This is a genomic window from Flavonifractor sp. An112, from assembly GCF_904377885.1.
Lineage (GTDB): Bacteria > Bacillota > Clostridia > Oscillospirales > Oscillospiraceae > Flavonifractor > Flavonifractor avicola.
Map to the genome: position 1 here is coordinate 48,907 of NZ_CAJFGT010000007.1, position 7,730 is coordinate 56,636.

Below are 7,730 nucleotides of genomic sequence, written 5' to 3' on the forward strand. Positions count from 1 at the left end.
AAGCCTGCCGGAAAATTTCCGGCAGGCTTTTTCTGTTGCATCAAGGGGGCAAAGAGCCTCAGCAGCGTCCGGCCCAGGCCCAGCTTCCTGCCCCGGTAATCCTTTGTGACCTCCCGGCACTGGGCAAAGGTCTCCACAAAATCCTTCCCCACATCTTCCACCGCCTTGCAGTCATAGAGGAACACACCGTTTTCAAAGTGGAGATACAGGCTGCGATAATCCAGATTGATGGTACCCACTGCCGCCGTCTCCCCGTCGCACAGCATCATCTTGGCGTGGCAGAAGCCGGGGGTATACTCAAAAATCCGCACGCCACGGTCCGCCAGGCATCCATAATAGGAGCGGGTCACCTTGTAGACTAGCGTTTTATCCGGGATACCGGGAGTGATGATCCGCACCTCCACCCCCCGCATAGCCGCCAGAGTCAACTCCGAGATGAGCTCGTCGTCCAAAATCAGGTAGGGCGTAATGGCATATACATAGTCCTTGGCGTTTTTGACCATATTCAGGTAGACCGTCTCCCCCACCCGTTCATTGTCCAGAGGGCTGTCCCCATAGGGGACCACCACACACCGCTCTCTGGCCTGATAGTCCACTTTGGGCAGGTAGGAGGTAAAGTCCTTGTCGGTCTCCTTGATTCCGTTCCACATGGTCAGAAACATCACCGTCAGGCTGGGCACTGCATCCCCCGTCAGCTTGACCCCTGTGTCTTTCCACCAACCAAAGGGATGCGTCAGGTTAAAGTACTCGTCCGCCAGATTGTAACCGCCCGTAAAGCCCACCTTGCCGTCAATGACGGTAATCTTCCGGTGATCCCGGTTGTTCATAAAAATATTGAGTACCGGCATCAGGGGATTGAATACCCGGCACTGGATGCCCAGCTTTTCCATCCGCTTGATGAAAGCCGGGCTGATAAAGCCCATGCTGCCCATGTCGTCGTACAGCAGCCGCACTTCCACACCCTGCCGGACCTTCTCCACCAGAATCTCCTCCAGGCCGTGGAAGGATTGGGAGTCCTCAATGGCGTGGTACTCCATAAAGATAAAGTGTTCCGCCTGCCGCAGGGCCTGCTTCTGGGCTTCCAGCCCCTCTTCCGCCGTGGCATAATACTCTACATCGGTATTCTCATAGGCCGGAAACCCGGCCCGTCGTGAGAGATAGCGCAGCTGATTGGCGATCCCCTTGTCCTGCTCCTCCATCCGGGCCAGCACCGTCTCACTGTCGGGCAGGAGGTCCTGGGTCCGCTGCTGGAGGCGCTCAAACCGCCGGCGCATGACACGGGTACAGTTGGGACGTCCAAACATCAGATAGATGCACAGGCCCATCACAGGGAAAAAGAGGATCAAAATGATCCAGGATGCCTTCATAGGGCCAGTCATCTGCTTGCCATAGAGATTGAGCACCACCAGGAAGGCCAGCACGCTGGTAATAAGAGAGACAGCATAATAATAATCGTTGAGCAGCAGTACCAGCCCTACGATCCAGGCCACCTGGAGCAGTACGCTGAGAGCCACGAACAGCGCTCGTCCCACACTGTTTTTTACCGTCTCGTTCCGGCTGGATTTCACTCGGGCCACCTCCCCTTTTCGACGGATTCTTTCTATGGCAAGTATAGCCTCTGCCGCTCCGGAACGCAACCTCTTTCGGAGCGGTTCCTCTCTTCTTCCACAACGTACCCCTTCCTTTTTTCGTCAAAGTTGTATAACAAGACAAAAATCCACCAGTGCCCTTGCCAAGCACAAAAAAATCCGATATTATTTTACATGAATCAAACAAATGGGGAGGTACGGGGATGTCATCACTGCACTGGTTTTACGCAAACTGGCGATCCATCCACGGCACCAACCTGTCCAACCTCAGGGTCTGAAACCGTCAGGGCATCCGTATACCGGATGCCCTGATTTATTTTTTCCAGCCCTGAAAAATTTTTAGGTATACAGGAGGGTCTTATGAGCAAAAAAGTTGCTGTTGTCATGGGTTCCGACTCCGATCTGGACACCATGCGCCCCTGCATCCAGCGTCTGCAGTCCTTCGGCATTCCCGCTGAGGTCCGCATTATTTCCGCCCACCGCACCCCTGCCGCCGCTGAGGAACTGGCCTCCCACGCCATGGAAAACGGTTTCGGTGTTATCATTGCCGCTGCCGGCAAGGCCGCCCATCTGGCCGGTGTGCTGGCCGCCTACACCACCCTGCCCGTCATCGGCGTTCCCATCAAGACATCCATGATGGGCGGCCTGGACTCTCTGCTGTCCATGGTCCAGATGCCCAAGGGCATCCCCGTGGCCTGCGTGGCGGTGGATGGCGCTGACAACGCCGCTATCCTGGCCGCTCAGATGCTGGCCCTGTCCGATCCCGAACTGACCGACAAGCTGGTCCAGTTCAAGGCCCGCATGGCGGAAGAAGTGATGGAAAAAGACCGCCATATTGTAGAAAAACTGTAATCAAATCAATTTAGAATAGAAAAAGGAGCATCACGTCATGGCTTACGAGAAGAAAGAGCAGCTCTACGAAGGCAAGGCTAAGAAGGTTTTCGCCAGCAACGATCCCCAGGTGGTCATTGTGTCCTACAAGGACGACGCTACCGCTTTCAACGGCCTGAAGAAGGGCACCATCACCGGTAAGGGCGCCATCAACAACCGCATGACCAACAACCTGATGCGCCGCCTGGAGGAGAAGGGCGTGCCTACCCACTATGTGGAGGAGCTCAGCGACCGCGAGACCGCCGTGAAGAAGGTATCCATCGTCCCCCTGGAGGTCATTATCCGCAACATTTCCGCCGGTTCCTTCGCCAAGCGCTATGGCGTGGAGGAGGGCATCGTGTTTGACGAGCCCACCATCGAGTTCTCCTATAAGAACGACGACCTGGGCGATCCCCTCATCAACGACTATCACGCTCTGGCCCTGAAGCTGGCCACCAAGGAAGAGATCGAGCTCATCAAGAAGTACGCCTTTGCTGTCAACGACCTGCTGAAGGGCTTCATGAAGGAGATCGGCATCGATCTGGTGGACTTCAAGCTGGAGTTCGGCAAGACCGCCGACGGCACCATCGTGCTGGCCGACGAGATCTCCCCCGACACCTGCCGCCTGTGGGATGAGAAGACCCACGAGAAGCTGGACAAGGACCGCTTCCGCCGGGATCTGGGCGGCGCCGAAGAGGCCTATGAAGAGGTCATGCGCCGTCTGATGGGGGACAAGTAAGGCATGGGCGGTTTCTTTGGCACTATCTCTAAGCGCGACTGCGTCATGGACGTGTTCTTCGGCACCGACTACCATTCCCACCTGGGTACCAAGCGGGGCGGCATGGCGGTCTATGATCCCAAGATCGGCTTTCAGCGCCAGATCCACAATATCGAGAACACCCCCTTCCGTACCAAGTTCGACAAAGACCTGGCCGAGTTCAAGGGCTGTTCCGCCATCGGCTGCATCAGCGACACCGACCCTCAGCCCCTCCTGGTACGCTCCCATCTGGGTCTGTACGCCATCATTACGGTGGGCATCATCAACAACTCCGAGGCGCTGATTGAGCGGTACTTCTCCGACCATGGTCACCAGTTTATGGCCATGAGTTCGGGTAAGGTGAACGCTACCGAGCTGGCCGCCGCCCTCATCAACCAGAAGGACGACCTGGTGTCCGGCATCCGCCACGCCCAGGAGGAGATCGATGGCTCCTGCACCATGCTCATCCTCACCCCCGACGGCATCATCGCCGCCCGGGACAAGCTGGGCCGTCTGCCGGTACTCATCGGCCAGAACGACGAGGGCTGCTGCGTCTCCTTTGAATCCTTCGCCTACCACAAGCTGGGCTACATCGACGCCTACGAGCTTGGCCCCGGCGAGGTGGTCAAGGTAACCGCCAGAGGCTGGGAGACCCTGGCCCCTGCCGGAGACAAAATGAAGATCTGCGCCTTCCTGTGGACCTACTACGGCTACCCCAACTCCAACTACGAGGGAGTCAACGTGGAGGTTATGCGCTACCGCAACGGCGAGATCATGGCCCGGGACGAGGTCCAGAAGGGCCAGCTGCCCAAGGTGGACTACGTGGCCGGTGTGCCTGACTCCGGCGTGCCCCACGCCATCGGCTTTGCCAACCGCAGCGGTAAGCCCTTTGCCCGCCCCTTCGTCAAATACACCCCCACCTGGCCCCGTTCCTTCATGCCCGCCAATCAGGCGGCCCGCAACCAGGTGGCCAAAATGAAACAGATTCCCGTGCCCGAGCTCATCGAGGGCAAGAAGCTGCTCTTTGTGGACGACTCCATCGTCCGCGGCACCCAGCTGAGAGAAACGGTAGAATTTCTCTACGAGTCTGGTGCTGAAGAAGTTCATATGCGCTCGGCCTGCCCCCCCATCATGTACGGCTGCAAATATCTGAACTTCTCCCGCAGCAACTCCGACATGGAGCTGCTGGCCCGGCGCACCATCCAGAACCTGGAGGGTGACGAGGGGCAGCAGCACCTGGAGGAATATGCCGACTCCTCCACAGAGCGAGGCCAGTGTATGCTCAAGGCCATCTGTAAGGAAATGGGCTTTGATTCCCTGGGCTATCAGTCTCTGGATGGCCTGCTGGAGGCCATCGGCATTGACCGCGACAAAATCTGTACCTACTGCTGGACCGGCAAGGAATAACCGGTCCGTCCGGTTTCCACGTCCAAGCCCCTGACGCAAAGGAAGAAAAACCATGGCAACAATTCATGAAGAATGTGGTGTTTTCGGCGTATGTGTGGCCGGTATGACCCACGCCGCCTCTGTTACTTACAACGCGCTCTATGCCCTCCAACACCGGGGCCAGGAGAGCGCCGGTATGGCCATCAATGACGATGGCGTCATCACCAGCCACAAGGACGTGGGACTGGTCAGCGAAGTATTTACCCCTGAAGTTCTGGAGCACCTGGGTCCCGGCAGTATGGCCGTGGGTCATGTGCGCTACGCCACCACCGGCCGCAAGAGCCGTACCAATGCCCAGCCCATGGTCATCAACCATGTGAAGGGTTCCATGGCTCTGGCCCACAACGGCAACCTGACCAACGCCGCCGAGCTGCGGGAGAAGCTGGAGCTGTCCGGCGCCATCTTCCACACCACCAGCGACACCGAGGTCATCGCCTACACCATCACCGGCGCCCGGCTGAAAGCCCCCTCCATCGAGGAGGCCGTGTCCGTCGCCATGGATGTGATCCAGGGGGCCTATTCCCTGGTGCTCCTCTCCCCCCGCAAGCTGATCGCTGCCCGGGACCCCAACGGCTTCCGGCCTCTGTGCATCGGTACTCTGGACGGCGGCTATGTGTTCGCCTCGGAGAGCTGCGCTCTGGACGCCATCGGCGCCCACTTCCTCCGGGATGTGGAACCCGGCGAAATCGTCATCGCCGACCAGTCCGGCCTGCGGAGCATACGGACCCACTGCGGCAAGGCCAAGAGCAGCCTGTGTGTGTTTGAGTTTATCTACTTTGCCCGGCCTGACTCGGTGATCGACGGTGCCGGCGTCCACGAGGCTCGGCTCCGTGCAGGAGCCTTCCTGGCCCTAGAGCATCCGGTCCAGGCCGACATCGTGATCGGCGTGCCCGACTCCGGCATCGATGCCGCCATCGGCTATGCCCGGCAGTCCGGCATCCCCTACGGCACCGGCTTCATCAAGAACAAGTATATCGCCCGCACCTTCATCGCCCCCGGCCAGAAAAACCGGGAGGACAAGGTGCGTATCAAGCTCAACCCCATTTCCTCCGTAGTGCGGGGCAAGCGGGTAGTCATCATCGACGACTCCATCGTCCGGGGTACTACTTCCGCCCGCATCGTGGGGCTGCTGCGGGAGGCCGGGGCCACAGAGGTCCATATGCGGGTCTCCGCGCCCCCTTTCCTCCATCCCTGCTACTTCGGTACCGATATCGACTCCCGGGATCATCTCATCGCCTGCAATCACACGGTGGAGGAGATTGCCAAGATTATCGGCGCCGACTCCCTGGGCTACCTCAGCGTGGACAGCGTCCATAAATTGGCCAACGGCTGCGGCTGTACCTTCTGCGACGGCTGCTTCACCGGCAGCTATCCGGTGCCCGTGCCGGAAGCCCGGGAAAAATTCCGCTTTGAACAGAAAATCGGTCAAACCCAATAATCGAGGAGGTTTCTCCGTATGAAAAATTCCCACTCTGAATCCTACGCCGCCGCCGGCGTGGACGTGACCGCCGGCTATGAGTCGGTAGAGCGCATCAAGCCCATGGTGGAATCCACTTATATCCCCGGCGTCATGGGCACCCTGGGCGGCTTTGGCGGTCTGTTTGCCCCCGATATGGCGGGCATGAAGAAGCCCGTGCTGGTGTCCGGCACCGACGGCGTGGGCACCAAGCTGCGCCTGGCCCAGCTGATGAACAAGCACGACACCATCGGCATCGACTGCGTGGCCATGTGCGTCAACGACATCATCTGCGGCGGCGCTTCTCCCCTCTTCTTCCTGGACTACATCGCCTGCGGCAAGAACGATCCCGCCCGCATCGCCGACATCGTGGCCGGTATCACCGAGGGCTGCCGCCAGGCTGGCTGCGCCCTGGTGGGCGGCGAGACCGCCGAGCACCCCGGCCTGATGGCGGAGGATGACTACGATGTGGCCGGTTTCTCTGTTGGCATTGTAGACGAGGAGAAGATCATCGACGGCAAGGCCCTGGCCGCAGGCGATACCCTCATCGGTCTGGCCTCCACCGGCGTCCACTCCAACGGCTTCTCCCTGGTCCGTAAGGTGCTGGACGTGGAGCACGCCGACCTGACCTCCCCCATGGAGGAGTTGGGCGGCAAGAGCCTGGGTGAGACCCTGCTCACTCCCACCCGCATCTATGTCAAAGCGATCCTGGCCCTGCTGAAGGGCGGCATCGACGTTCATGCCATCAGCCATATCACCGGCGGCGGCTTCTACGAGAACGTACCCCGCATGATGACCGAGGGCCTCACCGCTCAGATTAAGCTGGACTCCTTCCCCCGCCTGCCCATCTTCGACCTCATCGAAAAGAAGGGCGGCATTCCCACCCGGGATATGTACAACACCTTCAACATGGGCATCGGCATGATCCTGGCCCTTCCCGCCGCTCAGGCGGAGCAGGCCATGGAACTGCTGGCCCAGGCCGGCGAGCAGGCCTACGTCATCGGCTCTGTGGTTGACGGCGACGCCGGGGTGGAACTGGTATGACCCGAATCGCTGTACTGGTCTCCGGCGGCGGGACCAATCTCCAGGCCCTCATCGGCGCCCGGGACCGGGGCGAGCTGGGCGGCGGAGAACTGGCCGCCGTCATCTCCTCCAAAGCCGACGCCTATGCCCTGGAGCGAGCCAAAAACGCCGGTATCCCCGGCTATGTGATAGCCCGGAAGGACTACGACTCCAACCGTGCCATGACCCAGGCCCTGGTGGCCAAGCTGAAGGAGCTGGGCATCGATCTGGTGGTGCTGGCCGGTTTCATGCACATTCTGACCGAGGAAATGGTGCAAGCCTATCCCAACGCCATCCTCAACGTCCATCCCGCTCTCATCCCGTCCTTCTGCGGGGCGGGCTATTATGGCCTTCACGTCCACGAAAAGGCCCTGGCCTACGGTGTGAAGGTCACTGGCGCCACCGTTCACTTTGTGAATGAGGAGCCCGACGGCGGCCCCATCGTCCTCCAGAAAGCGGTGGACATTCTGCCCGGCGACACCCCCGAGGTACTCCAGCGCCGGGTCATGGAGCAGGCTGAGTGGCATATTCTGCCCCAGGCCGTCGCTCT

6 protein-coding genes and 1 pseudogene are annotated in these 7,730 nt (G+C 59.7%); 6 read left to right on the forward strand and 1 reads right to left on the reverse strand.

The window, feature by feature from the left end:
* Positions 1-101: 101 nt before the first annotated feature.
* Positions 102-1,577 (reverse strand): annotated as a pseudogene (gene cls, locus IHN22_RS02075) (cardiolipin synthase); the annotation flags it as partial.
* A 372-nt stretch (positions 1,578-1,949) separates the two neighbouring features.
* Here cls and purE point away from each other — a divergent pair.
* The 6 genes from purE to purN form a co-directional block, all read left to right on the forward strand.
* On the forward strand, positions 1,950-2,441 hold the full coding sequence (gene purE / locus IHN22_RS02080; protein ID WP_087189079.1) for a 5-(carboxyamino)imidazole ribonucleotide mutase: 492 nt from the start codon (positions 1,950-1,952) through the stop codon (positions 2,439-2,441).
* A 37-nt stretch (positions 2,442-2,478) separates the two neighbouring features.
* Positions 2,479-3,198: a phosphoribosylaminoimidazolesuccinocarboxamide synthase gene (gene purC, locus IHN22_RS02085; RefSeq protein WP_087189080.1), complete on the forward strand. Its 720-nt coding sequence runs from the start codon at positions 2,479-2,481 to the stop codon at positions 3,196-3,198.
* Positions 3,199-3,201: 3 nt separating this feature from the next.
* Positions 3,202-4,623, forward strand: a complete 1,422-nt coding sequence (locus tag IHN22_RS02090; RefSeq protein ID WP_087189081.1) for an amidophosphoribosyltransferase — start codon at positions 3,202-3,204, stop codon at positions 4,621-4,623.
* Positions 4,624-4,675: 52 nt separating this feature from the next.
* Positions 4,676-6,100, forward strand: coding sequence for an amidophosphoribosyltransferase (gene purF / locus IHN22_RS02095; protein WP_191433244.1), 1,425 nt, complete (start codon positions 4,676-4,678; stop codon positions 6,098-6,100).
* An 18-nt stretch (positions 6,101-6,118) separates the two neighbouring features.
* The gene (gene purM, locus IHN22_RS02100; protein WP_087189083.1) at positions 6,119-7,162 is read left to right on the forward strand and encodes a phosphoribosylformylglycinamidine cyclo-ligase; all 1,044 of its coding nucleotides are present in this window, start codon (positions 6,119-6,121) and stop codon (positions 7,160-7,162) included.
* On the forward strand, positions 7,159-7,730 hold a 572-nt coding region (purN, locus tag IHN22_RS02105), incomplete at its 3' end, for a phosphoribosylglycinamide formyltransferase (protein WP_191433245.1). The genes purM and purN, both read left to right, overlap by 4 nt.

Bases quoted from the DNA above. Each gene is read 5' to 3' on its own strand.
- purE (WP_087189079.1), top strand. From the start codon at position 1,950: ATGAGCAAAAAAGTTGCTGTTGTCATGGGTTCCGACTCCGATCTGGAC.
- purC (WP_087189080.1), top strand. From the start codon at position 2,479: ATGGCTTACGAGAAGAAAGAGCAGCTCTACGAAGGCAAGGCTAAGAAG.
- IHN22_RS02090 (WP_087189081.1), top strand. From the start codon at position 3,202: ATGGGCGGTTTCTTTGGCACTATCTCTAAGCGCGACTGCGTCATGGAC.
- purF (WP_191433244.1), top strand. From the start codon at position 4,676: ATGGCAACAATTCATGAAGAATGTGGTGTTTTCGGCGTATGTGTGGCC.
- purM (WP_087189083.1), top strand. From the start codon at position 6,119: ATGAAAAATTCCCACTCTGAATCCTACGCCGCCGCCGGCGTGGACGTG.